The 16,450-nt window shown below is 68.9% G+C and carries 18 protein-coding genes; 17 read left to right on the forward strand and 1 reads right to left on the reverse strand.

The annotated features are described in order from the left end of the window. The first annotated feature begins 23 nt into the window (after positions 1 to 23). The 15 genes from ACBJ59_RS37380 (at position 24) to ACBJ59_RS37450 (ending at position 13,682) form a co-directional block, all read left to right on the forward strand. Entirely contained in the window at positions 24 to 2,321 is a 2,298-nt protein-coding gene (locus ACBJ59_RS37380) for a hypothetical protein (RefSeq protein ID WP_375114906.1), read from the forward strand. Continuing rightward, positions 2,321 to 2,698 carry a hypothetical protein gene (locus ACBJ59_RS37385; protein WP_375114907.1) on the forward strand — a complete coding sequence of 126 codons (378 nt, stop codon included), beginning with the start codon at positions 2,321 to 2,323 and terminating at the stop codon, positions 2,696 to 2,698. Before ACBJ59_RS37380 ends, ACBJ59_RS37385 begins: the two co-directional genes overlap by 1 nt. A gap of 63 nt (positions 2,699 to 2,761) precedes the next feature. Beyond that, positions 2,762 to 4,027: a serine hydroxymethyltransferase gene (glyA, locus tag ACBJ59_RS37390; protein WP_375114908.1), complete on the forward strand. Its 1,266-nt coding sequence runs from the start codon at positions 2,762 to 2,764 to the stop codon at positions 4,025 to 4,027. 57 nt (positions 4,028 to 4,084) lie between these two features. Then, a complete protein-coding gene (locus tag ACBJ59_RS37395; RefSeq protein WP_375114909.1) occupies positions 4,085 to 5,377 on the forward strand; it encodes a glycosyltransferase family 4 protein in 1,293 nt (430 codons plus the stop codon). Between the two features lie 130 nt (positions 5,378 to 5,507). Further along, positions 5,508 to 5,930: a hypothetical protein gene (locus ACBJ59_RS37400; protein WP_364114395.1), complete on the forward strand. Its 423-nt coding sequence runs from the start codon at positions 5,508 to 5,510 to the stop codon at positions 5,928 to 5,930. 65 nt (positions 5,931 to 5,995) lie between these two features. Next, positions 5,996 to 6,211 (forward strand): AtpZ/AtpI family protein, encoded by a 216-nt coding sequence (locus tag ACBJ59_RS37405; protein ID WP_364114397.1) that lies wholly within the window; start codon positions 5,996 to 5,998, stop codon positions 6,209 to 6,211. A gap of 67 nt (positions 6,212 to 6,278) precedes the next feature. Continuing rightward, the gene (atpB, locus tag ACBJ59_RS37410) at positions 6,279 to 7,073 is read left to right on the forward strand and encodes a F0F1 ATP synthase subunit A (protein ID WP_375114910.1); all 795 of its coding nucleotides are present in this window, start codon (positions 6,279 to 6,281) and stop codon (positions 7,071 to 7,073) included. A 72-nt stretch (positions 7,074 to 7,145) separates the two neighbouring features. Then, positions 7,146 to 7,376 (forward strand): ATP synthase F0 subunit C, encoded by a 231-nt coding sequence (gene atpE, locus ACBJ59_RS37415; RefSeq protein WP_103955992.1) that lies wholly within the window; start codon positions 7,146 to 7,148, stop codon positions 7,374 to 7,376. A 34-nt stretch (positions 7,377 to 7,410) separates the two neighbouring features. Beyond that, the gene (locus ACBJ59_RS37420; RefSeq protein WP_375114911.1) at positions 7,411 to 7,965 is read left to right on the forward strand and encodes a F0F1 ATP synthase subunit B; all 555 of its coding nucleotides are present in this window, start codon (positions 7,411 to 7,413) and stop codon (positions 7,963 to 7,965) included. Then, the gene (locus tag ACBJ59_RS37425; protein WP_364114403.1) at positions 7,965 to 8,774 is read left to right on the forward strand and encodes a F0F1 ATP synthase subunit delta; all 810 of its coding nucleotides are present in this window, start codon (positions 7,965 to 7,967) and stop codon (positions 8,772 to 8,774) included. Before ACBJ59_RS37420 ends, ACBJ59_RS37425 begins: the two co-directional genes overlap by 1 nt. A 23-nt stretch (positions 8,775 to 8,797) precedes the next feature. After that, the gene (gene atpA / locus ACBJ59_RS37430) at positions 8,798 to 10,447 is read left to right on the forward strand and encodes a F0F1 ATP synthase subunit alpha (RefSeq protein WP_375114912.1); all 1,650 of its coding nucleotides are present in this window, start codon (positions 8,798 to 8,800) and stop codon (positions 10,445 to 10,447) included. A 3-nt stretch (positions 10,448 to 10,450) separates the two neighbouring features. Next, on the forward strand, positions 10,451 to 11,353 hold the full coding sequence (locus ACBJ59_RS37435; protein WP_375114913.1) for a F0F1 ATP synthase subunit gamma: 903 nt from the start codon (positions 10,451 to 10,453) through the stop codon (positions 11,351 to 11,353). Position 11,354: 1 nt separating this feature from the next. Beyond that, positions 11,355 to 12,803 carry a F0F1 ATP synthase subunit beta gene (gene atpD, locus ACBJ59_RS37440; RefSeq protein ID WP_364114409.1) on the forward strand — a complete coding sequence of 483 codons (1,449 nt, stop codon included), beginning with the start codon at positions 11,355 to 11,357 and terminating at the stop codon, positions 12,801 to 12,803. Between the two features lie 69 nt (positions 12,804 to 12,872). After that, positions 12,873 to 13,274 carry a F0F1 ATP synthase subunit epsilon gene (locus ACBJ59_RS37445; RefSeq protein ID WP_364114411.1) on the forward strand — a complete coding sequence of 134 codons (402 nt, stop codon included), beginning with the start codon at positions 12,873 to 12,875 and terminating at the stop codon, positions 13,272 to 13,274. 27 nt (positions 13,275 to 13,301) lie between these two features. Next, the gene (locus ACBJ59_RS37450; RefSeq protein WP_375114914.1) at positions 13,302 to 13,682 is read left to right on the forward strand and encodes a DUF2550 domain-containing protein; all 381 of its coding nucleotides are present in this window, start codon (positions 13,302 to 13,304) and stop codon (positions 13,680 to 13,682) included. A gap of 42 nt (positions 13,683 to 13,724) precedes the next feature. Here ACBJ59_RS37450 and ACBJ59_RS37455 read toward each other — a convergent pair whose 3' ends face one another. Then, on the reverse strand, positions 13,725 to 14,315 hold the full coding sequence (locus ACBJ59_RS37455; protein WP_364114415.1) for a cob(I)yrinic acid a,c-diamide adenosyltransferase: 591 nt from the start codon (positions 14,313 to 14,315) through the stop codon (positions 13,725 to 13,727). 127 nt (positions 14,316 to 14,442) lie between these two features. Here ACBJ59_RS37455 and ACBJ59_RS37460 point away from each other — a divergent pair, with 127 nt between their 5' ends. Together ACBJ59_RS37460 and ACBJ59_RS37465 are read left to right on the forward strand one after the other, a co-directional pair. Continuing rightward, positions 14,443 to 15,339 carry an ABC transporter ATP-binding protein gene (locus ACBJ59_RS37460; RefSeq protein WP_375114915.1) on the forward strand — a complete coding sequence of 299 codons (897 nt, stop codon included), beginning with the start codon at positions 14,443 to 14,445 and terminating at the stop codon, positions 15,337 to 15,339. Continuing rightward, a complete protein-coding gene (locus ACBJ59_RS37465; RefSeq protein WP_375114916.1) occupies positions 15,336 to 16,445 on the forward strand; it encodes an ABC transporter permease in 1,110 nt (369 codons plus the stop codon). Before ACBJ59_RS37460 ends, ACBJ59_RS37465 begins: the two co-directional genes overlap by 4 nt. Positions 16,446 to 16,450 lie beyond the last annotated feature (5 nt).

The raw sequence follows: 16,450 nt of genomic DNA on the forward strand, positions 1-16,450 counted from the left end.
GGCGATACGTCCGGGAGTGGCCCATGGGCAAGTACGACGGCATGGATCCCAAGCTGGTCCGTGACCTGCTGACCGAGGTGAAACACGCGGCCACGCAGATGCGCGCGGTCGAGGACCGGGTCAGGGCCGCCATGCACCAGGCCGGGCTGCCCACCCAGGCCACCCACCGGCCCGTCCAGATCGCCGACGCCGTGGACGACATGGTCAGGGACGTCAACGTCCGGCTCGGGGTGCTGGAGAAACGCGTCGACCCGCCCAGAGCGGGTGGCGGCGGGGCCGGGGACGAGTCCAAGGAAGTGCGCGGCGATCACGACCGGTACGACAATCCGCGGGCCGGCGAGGAGACCCCCCGAGATGACGGGGGCGGGACCGGCGGCGACGGGACGAAGACCGGCACCGACGGGGAAACGGGGTCGGACGGCAAGACCGGTTCCGACAGCAAGACGGGATCCGACGGCAAGACGGGATCCGACGGTCGGACGGGATCCGACGGTCGGACGGGATCCGACGGTCGGACGGGGTCCGATGGGACCACCGGCTCGGACGGGAAGATCGATTCCGACGGGAAGACCTGCGACGACGGCGACGACACGGGGACCGGCAGAGACACCGGGACCGGCAAGGACACCGGGACCGGGACGGGGACGGACACCGGGACCGGGACGGGGAGGGACACCGGGACCGGGCGGGACGGCGGGACCGGTTCTGATACGGGGACGGACACCGGCACTGGGACCGGGGTCGATGGCGGGGCCGGGGAGCAGCCGGTTGACCAGCCCAAGGACGACGACCTGGACAGCAGGCGCGATCGAGGCACCGAGGCGGACGGCGGTGCGGCGGACACACCAATCAAGGACGGGCAGGACGCCACCAAGCCCCAGGTCGTGGTGGTCGATGGCGTCAAGGTCCTGCAGGTGCCGCTCGACCCGCCCACGGCCGCGGCGCTGGAGGACATGCTCGAGAACAGCGACGACGTGCAGCCGGCCGAGATGCCGAAGCTTCCCGCCGACGGCGGCAACGCCACGGGCGTCAACGCCTGGGCCAACGACGGCAGCGACGTCGTCTCTTCGGAGGCGAATCCCCCTGACCTGGACGCGCTGAAGACGGTGATCGAGGACCACCGGGAGATCGCGCCCCAGGACATGCCGGGTGTGGAGGTTCCGAAGGGCGAGTACGGCAAGGGCGAGTGGGCCGAGCGCGACATCCGGCCGGACGGCCCGGCCGGCTCGATCGACGCGGGCAGGCCGAGCACGGGCGGGAGCGAGTCGGTGACGCTCCCGCCGACGGACGCCACCTCAGGCGGTGTCTCGGACGGTGTCTCGGACGGTGTCTCGGATGGTGGTCTGGGCGCGGGCTCCACGGCGGAGGTCTCCGGCGCCGCCACAACCACGACGCCCACGGATGACACGGGCGCCGATGCGGCTTGCGGCTCGGACAAGGACACGACGCCGGGCGACACCACTCCACGCGACCCCGCACCGGGCGGCAAGGACACGACGCCGGACCAGCCCTCGGGCGACCGGCCAGGCCAGGACGCCGGCGACGGCCAGGGCGGCGCCGACCGCGACACGGGCGACCGGGGAACCGGTGACCAGGGAACGGGCGACCGGGGAACGGGCGACCGGGGAACTGGTGACCGGGGAACCGGCGAGCAGGGGACGGGCGACCGGGGAACTGGGGACCGGGGGACCGGTGATCAGGGAACTGGGGATCGGGGGACCGGGACCGGTGACCAAGGCGCCGGTGACCGGGGAACGGGCGACCGCGACACGGGTGACCGGGGAACGGGTGAGCAGGGGACGGGTGAGCAGGGGAAGCCGGTCACGATCCCGCCGACCAACCCTTCCGCAGAGACGCCCAACGGCACCGCCGCCGACGCGCCAGGCCCGGCGACGGGAGCCGAGGCCGCCCCCGGAGCTCAGGGTGGCGGCGGGTCCAGGGCGGATGACGGCTATGGGATGGGTCCTGGTGGCCAGGGTGCCGGGGCTGGGAGCCAGGGTGCCGGGGATGGTAGCCAGGGTGCCGGGGCGGTGCCCGGGTTGCTGATCGCGTACGACGTGGAGCCCGGTCACCAGGCGACGGCCGGCCCGGACGGGTGGGCGAACGACGGGAGCGACGTGGTCTCCGCCGAGGCGGACCCGCCCGGCCTGGAGGCGCTCGGGACCGTGATCGAGCACCACCGCGACATCCAGCCCCAGGACATGCCCTCCGTCCAGATCCCGCCCGGCGAGTACGGCAAGGGCGCCTGGGCGCCGGAGGACGTCGGGCCGGACGGTCCGCCGGGTTCGGTCGATCCCGGCCGGCCGGAAAGGAGCTCGTGATGTACGTCGACCCGCCGGCCCCCCGCCCCAAGGGGCGTAACGAGGAACCGCCTCACAGCACCCCAGGAGCCCTGGAGACCCCGCAGCGTGCCTGGGAGTTCAACCCCGACTACGAGCGCCTGGTGGTCGCCTGGAAGACCGTCATGCTCCAGCTGGACACCCTCAGAACGGTCCTCGACAAGGCGTACGGCCTGGCCAAGAGCCCTCAGACGTGGGACGCCCCTGTGGGGGAGCGCTACGTGGAGGACATCCGCGAATGGCGCACCAGGCTGGCTCTCTACCGCCACTCCGTGCTCACCGCGATCAGCGACGAGGCGGCCGACACGCCCCGGTGGGTGCAGGCGACGGCCAACGCGCCGCACGCCTTCCCAGGATGAGATGAAATTTCGGGGAACTTCCGGTGTATGGGAGAAACGGACAGTGGGTCGTACAGTGGGGAAATGGGTGCGGAACCCTACTACGGACCGGACTTCGGGCTGCTACAGCGGCGGGATCCCGAGATCGCGCAGGTCCTGATCGACGAGCTCGACCGGGTGCGCGGCGGGATCCAGCTGATCGCGAGCGAGAACTTCACCTCGCCGGCCGTCATGGCGGCCCAGGGCTCCACGCTGACCAACAAGTACGCCGAGGGCTACCCGGGCAGGCGCTACTACGGGGGCTGCGAGGTCGTGGACCGGGCCGAGCGGCTGGCGATCGAGCGGGCGCGCGAGCTGTTCGGCGCCGAGCACGCGAACGTCCAGCCCCACTCCGGCGCCTCGGCGAACCTGGCCGCGTACGCCGCCCTCCTCCAGCCCGGCGACACCATGCTCGCCATGGCGCTCCCGCACGGCGGTCACCTGACCCACGGCTCCAAGGTGAACTTCTCGGGAAGGTGGTTCGACGTCGTCTCGTACGGCGTGCGTCGCGACACCGAGCTCATCGACTACGACGAGGTGCGCGACCTGGCACTGCGGCACCAGCCGAAGCTCATCGTGTGCGGCGCCACGGCGTACCCGAGGCTGATCGACTACGCCATTTTCCGCGGCATCGCGGACGAGGTGGGTGCGTGGCTGCTGGCTGACGCGGCGCACCCGATCGGGCTGATGGCGGGCGGCGCGATCCCGTCGGCGGTGCCGTACGCGGACGTCGTGACGTTCACCACCCACAAGGCGCTGCGCGGCCCGCGCGGCGGCGCGATCCTGTGCACCGGCGAGCTGGCCAGGAGGATCGACCGGGCGGTGTTCCCGTTCGTCCAGGGCGGGCCGCTGATGCACGTGGTGGCGGCGAAGGCGGTGGCGTTCGCGGAGGCGATGCGGCCGGAGTTCGCCGACTACGCCAGGCGGGTGATCGTGAACGCGCGGGCGCTGGCGGAGGCGCTGGCGGTGGAGGGGATGCGGGCGGTGTCCGGCGGGACCGACACCCACCTGGCGCTGGTCGACCTGCGCGGAGTGGGCGTGTCAGGGGCGGAGGCGGAGCGCAGGTGCGCGGCGGCCGGGATCACGCTCAACCGCAACGTCATCCCATACGATCCCGAGCCCGCCGCGATCACGTCCGGGATCCGGGTCGGGACGCCGTGCGTGACCACCCAGGGGATGGGGCCCCAGGAACTCAAGGAGGTGGGCACGCTCGTGACCCGGGCGGTGCGGCATCCGGCCAGCGCAGGGGAGGTTCGGGAAAGAGTCTCGGCGCTTCTTGCCATCCATCAGCCATATCTCAGCGAATATTAAGCTGGTCTGTGTCGTTTTCCGGTCACAGCTGGCCGGAGCATCCGGGAAACTAGGTCCGTGCGCGAATACCTGTTCATGGCGCTCATCTCAGCGGCGGTGACCTATTTGCTGGTCCCGCTGGTGCGTCGCTTCGCCATCCGCATCGGCGCCATGCCCGAGGTTCGCGAGCGCGACGTGCACACCACGCCGACGCCCAGGCTCGGCGGCCTGGCGATGTACGGCGGCCTGGTCGTGGGCCTGCTGACCGCCGGCCAGCTCACCCACACCGGCGAGGCGCTGGCCGCCTCCGACGCCAACGCGGTCACCGCGTTGATCGTCGCGGGCGGGCTCATCACGCTGACCGGGTTCCTCGACGACTGGTGGGGCATGGACGCCTTCATCAAGCTCGGCGGGCAGATCGCGGCGGCGGGTGTGCTGGTCTTCTTCGACCTCCGGTTGCTCTACATCCCGCTGCCGAAAGACTGGGGCGGCTCCACCAGCCTCGACTACACGCTCAGCACGATCATCACCATCCTGATCGTGGTGGTGACCATCAACGCGGTCAACTTCGTCGACGGGCTCGACGGTCTCGCGGCCGGCATCGTGGGCATCGCCGCCATGGCCACCTGGGCCTACTCCATCTTCCTGGCCCAGAGCATGAGCGTCGGCAACATCACCACGACCGCCGCCATCGCCGCCGTCCTCATCGGCACGTGCCTGGGGTTCCTGCCGCACAACTTCCATCCGGCGAAGATCTTCATGGGTGACACGGGCGCGATGCTGATCGGGCTGGTGCTCGCCTCCTCGATCGTGACCGTGACCCCGCTCGACCCGGCGGCCATCGAGGACATGAACAAGGTCCCCGTGCTGCTCCCGCTGATGCTGCCCGCCGCGGTGCTGGTCCTGCCGTTGATCGACCTGATCACCGCCGTGGTGCGGCGTACCTCCCAGGGCATGTCGCCGTTCGCGCCCGACCGCGGTCACCTGCACCACCGGCTGCTGGACATCGGCCACTCGCACCGGCGCTCGGTGCTGATCATGTACGCGTGGGCGTTCCTGTTCGCCTTCGGCATGGTGCTGATGTCCCGGCAGGGTGTGCCGGTGCTGATGTTCCCCGTCGTCATCGTGCTGGCGGTGGGCGTGCTCGTCCTGATGGCCGCCCCGCGCTGGCGCGGCCGGGGTGGTGCGCACTCCGCGCCCCGGGGCAAGCAGCCCGACAACGACGACGGCCCCCCGACCGGCCCGATGCCGCCGATCCTGCCGGACACCCAGGTCAGGCGGCAGATGCCGCCGGCGGCGGACGGGCCTTCGCACGAGCGCGCCACGGCCGAGGGCAATCCGGTCATACCTGTCTTTCCGAGCCGTTCTTGATCGGGAACTAGAAAGGGCAGGTAAAAGCGGTCTTCCGTGAGCTTGTGATATCTTTCACGAGCAGGGACTCCAGACGTACCGGTTCTGGAGGTAGCAAACGCTCGCTTGATAACACGCTGATGGAGCACCGATGCAGGCCAACGACGTGCGCGTACTCAAGAGCGCCGCGATTCCGACCTTCGCGGTTGGAGTGGCCGCCGTGATCGTGGCGCTTCTGATGGCAGGTGGCAAGGGAGCATTGGGCGCGGGCATCGGCACCTTGCTGGTCGGGGTTTTCTTCAGTATCAGCGTGGTAGCGGTGTCCTATGCCGCACGCGTCTCACCGCAGATGATGGCGATCGCCGCGATGCTCAGCTATCTCGTCAAGGTCGTCGCCATCATGATCGTGCTGAGCGTTTTCGGCGATACCACGGCCTGGAATCCCAAGGCCTTCGCCTGGACGGTCGTGGTCTGCACGCTGGTGTGGACGGGCTTTGAAGTGCGCGCCTTCATCAAGACCAAGATGCTTTACGTCGACCCCGAGGCCAGGGTCCCCGGAAAGGGCGACTCATGAGGCTGGTCCTCGGACGGGGTCCGATATGACTAGTCCTCTACTCGCCTGCTATCGTCGGGGCCGCGATGAGCGCACAGGAACGCCGACCGGAAGAAGACGGTCGCGACTTCGCCGACGCCATGTGGTCGATCCCCAGCTATCTGCTCGCTGGGATGGCGATCTACGGGGGCGCCGGGTGGTTGCTGGACCGCTGGCTCGACATGTCCGCGTTCTTTCCCATAGGCACCGTCCTGGGGCTGGTGCTTGCCGGATATCTGGCCTACCGGAAGTTCTCTCGCTAGCCCGACGTAGCGAAAACTTCGCCGAGGAAACCCTTGTGATCTACTACGACGTTGAAGGGAACGCCGCGTGATTACGCTGACGGCCCCAGCCCCTGGCGGAGAGTTCCAGGCGCCGACGCCAAACGAACTCTTCGACCTGCCCCCGATTATCGCGGGGGTCGAATGGTTCACCAAGCCGGTTCTGCTGGCGGCACTCAGCGCGATCCTCGTGATCGGCCTGACCTGGGCGGCGTTCTCCAAGCCCAAGCTGGTGCCCCGAGGCATGCAGAACGTCGTCGAATACGGCTACATGTTCGTCCGTGACCAGGTCGCCCGCCCGTTCCTGGGCAAGGACGCTGACCGGTTCATGGGCCTGCTGGTGACCCTGTTCTTCCTGGTCCTCGTCTGGAACCTGGCCGGCGTCGTCCCGTTCGTCCAGTTCCCCGTGGCCTCGCACATCGCCTTCCCGGCGGTGCTCGCGATCTCGATCTACCTGCTCAAGATCTACCTCGGTATCAAGCACCAGGGCGCGGGCGGCTACTTCAAGAACATGATGTTCCCGCCGGGGCTGCCGAAGCCCATCTACGTGCTGCTGTCGCCGATCGAGTTCCTCTCGAACATGATCATCGCGCCGTTCACGCACGCGGTCCGACTGTTCGCGAACATGTTCGCGGGGCACATGCTGCTCGCCTTCTTCAGCATGGTCGGGTTCTGGTTCCTGTTCGAGAAGCTCACCCCGCTGGGCGCCGGCGTCGGCGTCGTCGGTGTGGTCATGACGATCGTCTTCACCGGGTTCGAGATCTTCATCCAGTTCCTGCAGGCATTCCTCTTCGCGATGCTGGCATCGATGTACATCGGTGGCTCCTTGCACGCAGAGCACTGAGAACCACATACCGGAATATCCATGACCGGTGAGACTCCACGTCACCGGCCGTCCAGTAAAGGAATAACAGCAATGAGCGTTCTCGCTGAGGTCTCCGGCAACGTCACCGCCATCGGTTACGGTCTCGCCGCCATCGGCCCCGGCATCGGCGTCGGCATCATCTTCGGTCAGGGCGTGCAGGCCATCGCGCGCCAGCCCGAGGCCTACGGCCTGATCCGCCAGAACATGCTCCTCGGCTTCGTCCTCACCGAGGCCCTCGCCCTGATCGGTCTGGTCGCGCCGTTCCTCTTCGCGAACCTCTAAAGGCCAGAAGAATCCCTGACGAAAGGCTGCACCCATGAAGTTGGCAGCTACGCTCCTCGCGGCGGAGGAGGGTGAGTTCAACCCCCTCCTGCCGCACATGTACGAGCTCGTCGTCGGTATCTTCTCCTTCCTCGTCGTCTTCTTCGTCGTCGGCAGAATGCTCGTCCCGCGTATCCAGAAGACGCTGGCCGAGCGGACCGACGCCATCGAGGGCGGCATCAAGAGGGCGGAGGAAGCGCAGGCGGAGGCTCAGGTTCTGCAGAAGCAGTACGCCGAGCAGCTCGAAGAGGCCCGTCGCGACGCGGCCCGGCTGCGCGAGGAAGCTCGCGAGCAGGCCGCGCAGATCAAGGCCGAGCTTCGCGAGGAGGCGCAGGCCGAGGCCCGCCGTCTCGTCGAGGCCGCGCACGCCCAGATCGAGGCGGACCGCCAGGCGGCGTTCGCCCAGCTCCGCACGGAGATCGGTCGCCTGTCGACCGAGCTGGCCGGTCGCATCGTCGGCGAATCCCTCGAGGACGAAGTCCGCCAGACCCGCATCGTCGACAGGTTCCTCGACGAGCTGGAGAGCTCGAACGCGCAGGCGGTGCGCTGATGCGCGGTCTGAGCAGGGCCTCGCTGGCCGAAGTCGAAGAGCGGTTCAACGCGGTCGCCGGTAGCGCCGACCTCGGTGAGCTCTCCGACGAGTTGTTCGCGGTCGCGGATCTGCTCGACCGTGAGCACGGCCTGCGCCGCGCCCTGTCCGACCCGGCCAGGGCGACCGAGCAGAAGGCGGGCGCCGTGCGCTCGCTGCTGCAGGGCAAGGTCAGCGAGTCGGCCCTGGCCACCGCCGAGGCCGCGGTCTCGGCGAAGTGGTCGCGTGCCGGTGACCTGGCCGACGTGCTCGAACGGCTCGGCGTCGTCGCCGCGGCGGCGGAGGCGGAGAGCCAGTCCAGGCTCGACGAGGTGGAGGACGAGCTCTTCCGCTTCGGCCGCATCGTCGCCGCCAACCCCGAGCTGCGTCGTGCGCTCGCCGACGCGGCCGCGCCCGAGGCGGGCAAGCGCGACCTGCTGCGCGACCTGCTCGAGGGCAAGGTCGGCCCGACCAGCCTGCGCCTGATCGCGCAGCTGGTGGTGCACCCGCGTGGGCGTAGCCTGGAAACAGGTCTGGATGAGGTCGGCCAGCTCGTGGCCCAGCAGCGCCAGCGCCTGGTGGCGGTGGTCCGCAGCGCGGTCGAGCTGACCGAGGCGCAGAAGGAGCGCCTGGCGGCGTGGCTGCGCACCTCCTACGGCCGTGACGTGCACCTGAACGTCGAGGTGGACAAGCGAGTGCTCGGTGGGTTCTCGGTCCGCATCGGCGACGAGATCATCGACACCACCATTGTGGGACGAATCGAAGAAGTCCGCCGCCGGTTGGCCGGCTAGGCGAATAGGGAGACAGAGTAGAGATGGCGGAGCTTACGATCCGGCCGGACGAGATCCGGGACGCGCTTGAGCGCTTCGTCCAGGCGTACGAACCGGAAGGCGCCGCGCGCGAGGAGATCGGGACCGTCGTCGACGCCGGCGACGGCATTGCCCATGTCTCCGGCCTTCCCTCGGCGATGGCGAACGAGCTGCTCGAGTTCGAGAACGGCACGCGCGGCCTGGCACTTAACCTCGACACCCGCGAGATCGGTGTCGTTGTCCTGGGCGAGTTCAGCGGCATCGAGGAGGGCCAGACGGTCCGCCGGACGGGCGAGGTCCTGTCCGTGCCCGTCGGCGACAACTTCCTCGGCCGCGTGGTCGACCCCCTGGGCAACCCGCTCGACGGCAAGGGCGCCATCGAGGCCGAGGGCGTTCGCGCCCTCGAGCTGCAGGCCCCCTCGGTCGTCCAGCGGCAGCCCGTGAAGGAATCGCTGGCCACGGGCATCAAGGCGATCGACGCCATGACGGCGATCGGCCGCGGCCAGCGTCAGCTCATCATCGGCGACCGCGGCACCGGCAAGACCGCGATCGCCGTGGACACGATCCTCAACCAGCGCGAAAACTGGGCCTCTGGCGACCCCGCCAAGCAGGTGCGCTGCGTCTACGTCGCGATCGGCCAGAAGGGCTCGACCGTCGCGCAGGTGCGTGCCCGCCTGGAGGAGGCCGGCGCGATGGAGTACACCACCATCGTCGCCGCTCCCGCCTCCGAGGCCGCCGGCTTCAAGTACATCGCGCCCTACGCCGGCTCGGCGATCGGTCAGCACTGGATGTACCAGGGCAAGCACGTCCTGATCGTCTTCGACGACCTGACCAAGCAGGCGGACGCCTACCGCGCCGTCTCTCTGCTGCTGCGCCGTCCCCCGGGCCGTGAGGCGTTCCCCGGTGACGTCTTCTACCTCCACTCCCGGCTGCTGGAGCGCTGCGCCAAGCTCTCCGACGACATGGGCGGTGGCTCGATGACGGGTCTGCCGGTCATCGAGACCAAGGGCAACGACGTCTCGGCCTTCATCCCGACCAACGTCATCTCCATCACCGACGGCCAGGTCTTCCTCGAGACGGACCTGTTCAACGCGGGCGTGCGCCCGGCCATCAACGTCGGTGTCTCGGTGTCCCGAGTCGGTGGCTCCGCTCAGTCCAAGGCCATGCGGAAGGTCGCGGGCACGCTGCGTCTGTCGCTGTCGCAGTACCGTGACCTCGAGGCCTTCGCGGCCTTCGCCTCCGACCTGGACGCCGCCTCCAAGGCCCAGCTCGAGCGCGGGCAGCGTCTGGTCGAGCTGCTCAAGCAGGCCCAGTACAGCCCGTTCTCGCTCGAGCGCGAGGTCGCCTCGATCTGGGCGGGCACGACGGGCGAGCTGGACGAGGTGCCGATCGAGGACATCCGTCGCTTCGAGCTCGAGTTCCTGGACTACATCCAGTCCTCGCACAAGGGCATCTTCGACACGATCCGTGAGACCAGGGAACTGGTCGACGACACGGTGACCGCTCTCAAGGACGCCATCACGGAGTTCAAGAAGGGCTTCACCACCTCCTCCGGCGAACTGCTGGTCAAGGACGAGCCGGTGGCGCCCCTGGGCGCGGACGAGGTCGGCCAGGAGAAGATCAAGAAGGTCGTCCGTCCGGCGGCGGAGAAGTAGGACATGGGTGCCCAGCTAAGGCTGCTGCGGCGGCGGATCAACTCGGTCAAGTCGACCGCGAAGATCACGCGCGCCCAGGAGCTCATCGCCTCTTCACGGATCGTGAGGGCGCAGCAGCGGATGCAGGCGGCGCTGCCGTACGAGCGTGAGATCACTCGCGCCGTCACCGGCGTCGTCAGCAACGCGGCCAGCGTCGACCATCCGCTGACCGTGGCGAAGGAGAACCCCGCCAAGGCGGGCGTCCTCATCGTCACCAGCGACAGCGGGTTCTGCGGCGGCTTCAACGCCAACGTCCTGCGCGAGGCCGAGGCCCTGCGCGGGCTGCTGGAGAGCCGCGGGCTGACCGTGGTGCCGTTCGTCACCGGGCGGAAGGGTGTCACCTGGCACACCTTCCGCAACCGGGAGATGGGCGGCAGCTGGGTCGGCTTCTCGCGGAAGCCGGCCTACGCCGACGCCAAGGAGATCGCGACCACGCTGATCGACTCGTTCAAGGACGACAACGGGATCGACGAGATCCACATCGTGTCGACCGAGTTCGTCTCGATGCTCACGCAGAACGTCGTGGTCAAGCGGGTCCTGCCGCTGGAGGTCGAGGAGACCGAGGCGACGGACACGACCGTGATCCCGCCGTACTTCGAGTTCGAGCCGACGGCGGGTGACGTCCTGGAGTCGCTGCTGCCGCGTTACGTGGAGTCGCGCATCTTCACCGCGTTGCTGCAGTCGGCGGCCTCCGAGGAGGCGGCCCGACGGCGCGCGATGAAGTCCGCGACCGACAACGCCAACGAGCTGATGCGGGTGCTCACCCAGCAGATGAACCAGGCTCGCCAGGCCGAGATCACCCAGGAAATCAGCGAGATCGTCGGTGGCGCCAACGCGCTCGCTGACGCCGCAGCGGGGAAAGAGTGAAATGACTGCAGAGGCTGTTGAAACTGTAGAAGCCCCCGCGGCCGGCACTGGCCGCGTGGCACGTGTCACCGGCGCCGTCGTCGACGTGGAGTTCCCCGTCGAGGCGATGCCGGAGATCTATAACGCGCTCAAGGTCGAGGTGACCCTCGGCGGCGAGACCAAGACCCTGACGCTCGAGGTCGCCCAGCACCTGGGTGACAACCTCGTCCGGGCCATCTCCATGCAGCCCACCGACGGCCTGGTCCGTGGCCAGGCGGTGGCCGACACGGGTGCGCCGATCTCGGTGCCGGTCGGCGACGTCGTCAAGGGCCACGTGTGGAACGCGCTGGGCGAGACGCTCGACGTCCCGACCTCCTCGCTCAAGATCGAGGAGCGGTGGGGCATCCACCGGCCGTCCCCGGCCTTCGACCAGCTCGAGTCGCGTACCGAGCTGCTGGTCACCGGCATCAAGGTCATCGACCTGCTCACCCCGTATGTGCAGGGTGGGAAGATCGGCCTGTTCGGTGGCGCCGGTGTCGGCAAGACCGTTCTGATCCAGGAGATGATCCGCCGGGTCGCCCGTAACTTCGGTGGCACCTCGTGCTTCGCCGGTGTGGGCGAGCGCACCCGTGAGGGCAACGACCTCTGGCTGGAGATGGAGGAGGCGGACGTCCTCAAGGACACCGCGCTCGTCTTCGGCCAGATGGACGAGCCGCCGGGCACCCGTCTGCGGGTCGCCCTGTCGGCGCTGACGATGGCGGAATACTTCCGCGATGTGCAGAAGCAGGACGTGCTGCTGTTCATCGACAACATCTTCCGCTTCACGCAGGCCGGTTCCGAGGTCTCCACCCTGCTCGGCCGTATGCCGTCGGCCGTGGGTTACCAGCCCACGCTGGCCGACGAGATGGGTGTGCTCCAGGAGCGCATCACCTCGACGCGTGGTCACTCGATCACCTCCATGCAGGCGATCTACGTGCCCGCCGACGACATCACCGACCCGGCCCCGCACAACGCGTTCGCGCACCTCGACGCGCAGACCGTTCTGTCGCGGCCGATCTCGGAGAAGGGCATCTACCCGGCGGTGGACCCGCTCGACTCCTCCTCCCGGATCCTCGACCCGCAGATCGTGGGCGAGGAGCACTACCGGGTGGCCCAGGAGACCAAGCGGATCCTGCAGAAGTACCGCGAGCTCCAGGACATCATCGCGATCCTCGGTATCGACGAGCTCTCCGAGGAGGACAAGGTCACCGTCCAGCGGGCCCGCCGCATCGAGCGCTTCCTGTCGCACCCGATGTACGCGGCCGAGGCCTTCACCGGCCAGCCGGGCGAGACCGTCCCGCTCGACGAGACCATCGCCTCCTTCAAGGGCCTCTGCGCGGGTGAGTACGACCACCTGCCCGAGCAGGCGTTCTTCATGGTCGGTGGCATCGAGCAGGCCATCGCGAAGGCCAAGGAACTCGAGCGTCGCTAATCGCCTTATGGTGGTGGTACGGCTCTTCGCGGGTCGTACCACTACCTGATCGGAAAGGAACCTACACAAGTGGCGAAGCTACGCGTAGGGGTTGTCTCACCCGAGCGTGAGATCTGGTCGGGCGAGGCCGACATGGTGATTGCCAAGACCGTGGACGGCGAGATCGGTATTATGCCGCAACACGCACCTGTGCTCGGCGTCCTCGTCGAGGGCGGCGTGCTGCGCGTGAAGCGGGAGGGTGAGCCGGAGCTGGTGGCGGCGGTGCACGGGGGCTTCATCTCCGTGGCCGACGACGAGGTGTCCGTGCTCGCCGAGGTGGCCGAGCTCGGTTCCGAGGTCGACGTCTCGGCTGCCCGTGACGCTCTCGACCGGGCCCAGGCCTCGATCGAGGCCAACCAGGAAGACGCCGACGCGGCGGTCGAGGCCAAGCGTGCCAGGGCCCGGCTGCGTGCGGCGGGCGAAGAGGTTTAATACCGTAAGCGGGGCTCAGGGGGCGGCATGGTAGCAACGGTAGTCATTGTCCTGGTGCTGCTGGCCGCCCTCATCGTGGTCCGGGGGGTGACGCTGGCCCGCTCGCGCGGGAGCGTACCCTGTCGGCTGCGGGTGGGTGACCGTGGCTGGCAGAGCGGGGTGGCCCGCTATGCCGACGGGGAGCTCCACTGGATCCCGCTCTTGGGCGTCCGACTCAGGCCGCGCCACGCGATCGCGAGGCGCGGCCTTGTCGTATCCGCTCGTCGGGAGATCGACGGCGGGCTCTACGCGGTCGACTGCGAGGGGAGCACGCGGGGGATCTCCCTGGCGATGAGCGCTGACGCGCTGACGGGGTTCCTGGCGTGGCTGGAGTCGGCGCCGCCCAGCGCCTACCTCGACGTCGCCTAGGGCCCTTCCGGAAGTGGGAGGCGCTGTGGGGGTCCTGCGGGGCTAGCGGGTGCCGCCGGGCTTCCAGACGATCTCGTTGCCGTCGTGGGCCACGCGGCAGGCGATGAAGAGCAGGTCCGACAGGCGGTTGAGGTATTTCGCGGTCAGCGGGTTCATGTCCTCGTGGGCCTGGAGGGCCGCCCAGGTCGTGCGCTCGGCCCTGCGGACCGTGACGCGGGCCACGTGAAGGGCGGCCGTCGCCGGGTCGCCACCGGGCAGGATGAAGCTGCGTAGCGGTTCGAGGCCCGCGTTGAGGCGGTCGCACTGCTCTTCGAGGCGGTCGATGTACGACTGCTCCACCCGCAACGGCGGGAACTCCGGGCTCTCGACGACCGGCGTGGCCAGGTCGGCGCCCAGGTCGAACAGCTCGTTCTGGATCCGGATCAGCAGCGCCACGAGATCGGCGGGCAGCGTGCCGTGCGCGAGCGCGACGCCCAGGTGGGCGTTGGCCTCCTCCACGTCGGCGTAGGCGGCCAGCCGGGGATCGGTCTTCGAGGTGCGGCTCATGTCGACCAGCGCTGTGGTGCCGTCGTCGCCGGCCCGGGTGTAGATGTGGGAAAGGACGACCGGCTTGTCCTTGTCGGCGCGCGTCATGGCCTCAGCGTAATGACAAATGTCATCCGGATCGTACGCGGGATCCACATCGGGCCGATGATTTCCACGACTACCTGGGCGAACGCGGCTAAAGCCACTATTGACCCATGACGAAGGAGATGACCTGATGCTCGAGATCAACGAGCTGCGCAAGCGCTTCGCGGGTGGCCCCGACGCCCCCGGCGGGAAGGTGGCGCTGGACGGGATCAGCTTCGCCGTGCGGCCGGGTGAGATGTTCGGTTTCGTAGGGGCGAACGGCGCCGGCAAGACCACGACGATGCGCATCGTGATGGGCGTGCTCCAGGCGGACTCCGGCTCGGTGAGCTGGCAGGGCAAGTCCCTCGGCTACGACGCCCGGAAGCGGTTCGGGTACATGCCCGAAGAGCGGGGGCTCTACCAGAAGATGCGGGTCGCCGAGCAGATCGAATACTTCGGCCGCCTGCACGGCATGAGCACCCCGGCCGCGAAGAAGGCCACCGACGACCTGCTGCAGCGGCTCGGGCTGACCGAGCGGCGGAGCGACGCCGTGCAGGCGCTCTCCCTGGGCAACCAGCAGCGCGTGCAGCTCGCCGTGGCGCTGGTGCACGACCCCGAGGTGCTGGTCCTGGACGAGCCGTTCTCTGGGCTCGACCCGATCGCGGTGGACGCGCTGGCCACGGCGCTGCAGGAGCGTTGCCGGGGCGGCGTGCCGGTGATCTTCTCCAGCCACCAGCTGGAGCTGGTCGAGCGCCTGTGCGACTCCGTGGGCATCGTCTCGGCCGGCCGGATGGTGGCCGCCGGCACGGTGGGGGACCTGCGGGCCGCCGAGGGCAACACGCTGCGCGTGGTCGTCCGCGAGCCGTCCCCCGGCTGGGCCGACGGCCTGCCCGGCACGGTCACCGTGCAGGGCGGCCGGCACATCCTGCGTACGACCGACGGCGACGACCAGGAGATCCTGCGTCGCGCCATGAAGGCGGGCCACGTCGAGCACTTCGGCGTCGAGCAGCCGACCCTCACCGAGATCTTCAAGGAGGCCGTGGCGTGAACGGACTGATGCTGATAGCCCGGCGCGAGGTCACCACGCAGATCCGGACCCGGGCCTTCGTGATCGGCCTGCTCGTCACGGCCGCGCTGGTCGCGGCGGTGTCCTTCCTGCCCAAGATCATGGGCGGCGGCGACTCGTACACGATCGGCACCGTCAACTCCCAGCAGCTTCCGCTGCACACGGCGGCGCCCGAGGTGGAGTTCGAGTGGCGCAAGTTCGCCGACGAGGCGGCGGCCAAGCAGGCCGTGCTCGCCGGCGACGTGGACGCGGTGCTGGTCAACGACAGCAAGGTGCTCACCGACGGTGAGATCGAGACCGAGCTCGGCGTGCTCATGCAGAGCGTCAACCGGGAGTTCAAGCTCGGCGCCGCGGGTGTGGCCATCCCGCCGCTGGAGATGCAGTCCGTGGGAGCGGACACCCGGTACGAGTCCTCGCGCCAGGCGATCGCGACCGTGCTCGTCCTCGTGCTGTTCATGCTGATCATGGGACAGGTCGTCATGGTCGCCATGGGCGTGGTGGAGGAGAAGGGCAGCCGGATCGTGGAGATCCTGCTCGCCTCCGTACGGCCGTGGCAGCTGCTCGGCGGCAAGATCCTCGGGCTGGGCGTGCTCGGACTGATCAACCTGGTCACGATCGCGGTGGTCGGGCTCGGCGCGGCGGTGGCCTCCGGCGCCGCCTCGGACTTCCCGCCCGGCATCCCGGGGCTGGTGGCGGCGGTGCTGGTGTGGTTCGTGCTCGGCTACGCCTTCTTCGCCACGCTGGCGGCGGCGCTGGCCTCCCTGGTCTCGCGCCAGGAGGAGGTCAACAGCGTGCTGACCCCGCTGACCATGGGCATCATGGCCACGTACTTCGTGTCCTTCTACGTGACCAACGAGCCCACGGGCACGCTGGCCACGGTGGCGTCCTACATCCCGCCGTTCTCCTCCATGATCATGCCGGTGCGGATGGCCGCGACGGACGTGCCGATGTGGCAGGTGGGCGTGTCCATGGTGGTGATGGTGGCGGCCGTGGCCGCGGTGCTGGCCTTCGGGGCCAAGGTGTACGAGCGGGCCGTGCTGCGGACCGGGGCCAGGGTGAAGCTCGGCGACGTGCTGCGTACCCGGTAGGCGAG

Origin of the sequence: Nonomuraea sp. MTCD27 (genome assembly GCF_041950495.1) — a bacterium.
Lineage (GTDB): Bacteria > Actinomycetota > Actinomycetes > Streptosporangiales > Streptosporangiaceae > Nonomuraea.

Excerpts from the sequence above, each read along its gene's own strand:
- ACBJ59_RS37380 (WP_375114906.1), top strand. The coding sequence starts at position 24 with ATGGGCAAGTACGACGGCATGGATCCCAAGCTGGTCCGTGACCTGCTG.
- ACBJ59_RS37385 (WP_375114907.1), top strand. The coding sequence starts at position 2,321 with ATGTACGTCGACCCGCCGGCCCCCCGCCCCAAGGGGCGTAACGAGGAA.
- glyA (WP_375114908.1), top strand. The coding sequence starts at position 2,762 with ATGGGTGCGGAACCCTACTACGGACCGGACTTCGGGCTGCTACAGCGG.
- ACBJ59_RS37400 (WP_364114395.1), top strand. The coding sequence starts at position 5,508 with ATGCAGGCCAACGACGTGCGCGTACTCAAGAGCGCCGCGATTCCGACC.
- ACBJ59_RS37405 (WP_364114397.1), top strand. The coding sequence starts at position 5,996 with ATGAGCGCACAGGAACGCCGACCGGAAGAAGACGGTCGCGACTTCGCC.
- atpE (WP_103955992.1), top strand. The coding sequence starts at position 7,146 with ATGAGCGTTCTCGCTGAGGTCTCCGGCAACGTCACCGCCATCGGTTAC.
- ACBJ59_RS37420 (WP_375114911.1), top strand. The coding sequence starts at position 7,411 with ATGAAGTTGGCAGCTACGCTCCTCGCGGCGGAGGAGGGTGAGTTCAAC.
- ACBJ59_RS37425 (WP_364114403.1), top strand. The coding sequence starts at position 7,965 with ATGCGCGGTCTGAGCAGGGCCTCGCTGGCCGAAGTCGAAGAGCGGTTC.
- atpA (WP_375114912.1), top strand. The coding sequence starts at position 8,798 with ATGGCGGAGCTTACGATCCGGCCGGACGAGATCCGGGACGCGCTTGAG.
- ACBJ59_RS37435 (WP_375114913.1), top strand. The coding sequence starts at position 10,451 with ATGGGTGCCCAGCTAAGGCTGCTGCGGCGGCGGATCAACTCGGTCAAG.
- atpD (WP_364114409.1), top strand. The coding sequence starts at position 11,355 with ATGACTGCAGAGGCTGTTGAAACTGTAGAAGCCCCCGCGGCCGGCACT.
- ACBJ59_RS37450 (WP_375114914.1), top strand. The coding sequence starts at position 13,302 with ATGGTAGCAACGGTAGTCATTGTCCTGGTGCTGCTGGCCGCCCTCATC.
- ACBJ59_RS37455 (WP_364114415.1), bottom strand. The coding sequence starts at position 14,315 with ATGACGCGCGCCGACAAGGACAAGCCGGTCGTCCTTTCCCACATCTAC.
- ACBJ59_RS37460 (WP_375114915.1), top strand. The coding sequence starts at position 14,443 with ATGCTCGAGATCAACGAGCTGCGCAAGCGCTTCGCGGGTGGCCCCGAC.